This is a genomic window from Microcystis sp. LE19-10.1B (assembly GCF_027530565.1).
Classification (GTDB): domain Bacteria; phylum Cyanobacteriota; class Cyanobacteriia; order Cyanobacteriales; family Microcystaceae; genus Microcystis; species Microcystis aeruginosa.
In genome coordinates this window covers 1-1792 of the sequence record NZ_JAPZQM010000189.1, presented here as the reverse complement: position 1 = coordinate 1792, position 1792 = coordinate 1, and the positions used below count along the sequence as shown (strand labels likewise).

The 1792-nt window shown below is 38.3% G+C and carries 2 protein-coding genes; one reads left to right on the top strand and one right to left on the bottom strand.

What is annotated here, in order from left to right:
- Window positions 1–421 precede the first annotated feature (421 nt).
- Complete coding sequence (locus tag O9332_RS06960) at window positions 422–886, bottom strand: helix-turn-helix domain-containing protein (RefSeq protein WP_002760422.1); 465 nt, start codon at window positions 884–886, stop codon at window positions 422–424.
- 246 nt (window positions 887–1132) lie between these two features.
- Between O9332_RS06960 and O9332_RS06955 the strand changes: the two genes are divergently transcribed.
- Window positions 1133–1792: RNA-guided endonuclease InsQ/TnpB family protein (locus O9332_RS06955; RefSeq protein ID WP_288024496.1), on the top strand; the 660-nt coding region annotated here is incomplete at its 3' end.

The window sequence follows — 1792 nt, the reverse complement described above, 5'->3', positions numbered from 1 at the left end:
CCAGATATGGGAGTGGTCGGGGGGAAAATCCCTGGACTTTTTCCCTGAAAATTAGGTAATTTACCCGATGAAAATGGGTAAAACCCCACACCCCACACCCCACACCCTACACCCTGCCCCTAGGAAAAACTTTTTCAGCAGACCCTAGTTAGTCAAGTTTTTAATTTCATTAGTCATTGTTTCTTCCATTGCTTCAATCGTTTCAAAATGCTCATTAACCAGGGGTTCATCTACTAGAGACCACAATCTCTCGGCTGGCTGTAATTTTGGCGAATAAGCAAAGTAGAAAATCGAGCATGATTCCCTCGGCAACTTAAAGTTTTTGACTTCTATCTGAGAATTGGTAAATTTATCTCTTAATTATTGGACTTTTACTGGTAAATTCTGCTTAAATTTTTCTGGTTTAACTGGGTCTCCCTTTTTATGTTTTGGTCTCGGTTTTTGACAAGAATATCTGCACTTTTTTTAAGTAATCCCATCCCCTTTGATTCCAAACTTTTTCTCGTCCCGTTTCCTTTTCTATCCATCTAGCCACCTTCGGACCTGTCCAGATTCCTCCATCGGCAGGACGTTTTTTCAGTTCTTCTTTTAATTTTTGCAATTGTTCTTCCTTCAATAAAGGTTCTTTTCCTCTCCGATGTTCCACACTTTTTTTCTTGAGATTTTTAACTCCTTCTTCTCCTAATTCATTATATCTTTTGAGAATTCTAAAACTATATTGATAATCTAATCCTACAGCTACTGCAGCATTTTTGATTGTCCATCCTAACGATATTTTCCACAATAAGTGCCATCTTCTTGTTTCTACTGAGTCTTGACTGCTTCTGTATCTATCTTTCAGTTCCTCTGAACTTAGATGTTCGGCTAAGTAAGCTTTCTTGGGCATTTTATCTCATTGTTTTTATTTACCCTATTATAACAGGATTTAGGCTCAAACGGTAAGTCTGCCAAAGGAAGCGTCAAAAGCGCAAAATCTGCGAGATTAGTTTTGGAAACGCTAATCTCAGCGAAGCCGATTAGCTTAGTTCATATCGCTCTCATCGAAAATTTTGGGTCTGAAACCCCGCCGTTTTAGGTTGGCTTTGCTGTTAAATCTTAGCACATTTACACGATATATGCTAGAATGCGGGATATGGAAAAAGCCTATTCGTTTCGATTTTACCCCACACCAACACAAGAGTCGCTATTGCGGCGCACATTGGGCTGTGTAAGATTAGTTTACAATAAAGCTCTCCACGAACGAACACAAGCTTGGTATGAAAGACAAGAAAGAGTAGGCTACGCTCAAACTTCTTCAATGTTGACCGATTGGAAAAAGCAAGAAGAATTAAACTTTCTCAATGAAGTAAGCTGTGTACCTTTACAACAAGGGTTAAGACATTTACAAACAGCTTTTACTAATTTCTTTGCTGGTCGTACTAAGTATCCTAACTTTAAGAAAAAACATCAGGGAGGAAGTGCCGAATTTACCAAATCTGCTTTTAAATTTAAAGACAAACAAATCTATTTAGCTAAATGCACAGAACCTTTACCTATTCGATGGTCAAGACAAATCCCAGACGGATGTGAACCAAGTACAGTAACAGTCAGATTACATCCATCAGGACGCTGGCATATCTCAATAAGATTTGATGACCCAACGATTAAGCCTTTACCAGTAACAGATAAAGCCATCGGAATTGACTTAGGAATTAGTAGCCTCGTGATTACCAGCGATGGCGATAAAGTATCTAATCCTAAGCATTTTAAGAAACATTATCAGAGGTTGCGAAAAGCACAAAAAAATCTTTCT

Coding starts and splice junctions, on each gene's coding strand:
- O9332_RS06960 (WP_002760422.1), bottom strand. CDS start 886: ATGCCCAAGAAAGCTTACTTAGCCGAACATCTAAGTTCAGAGGAACTG.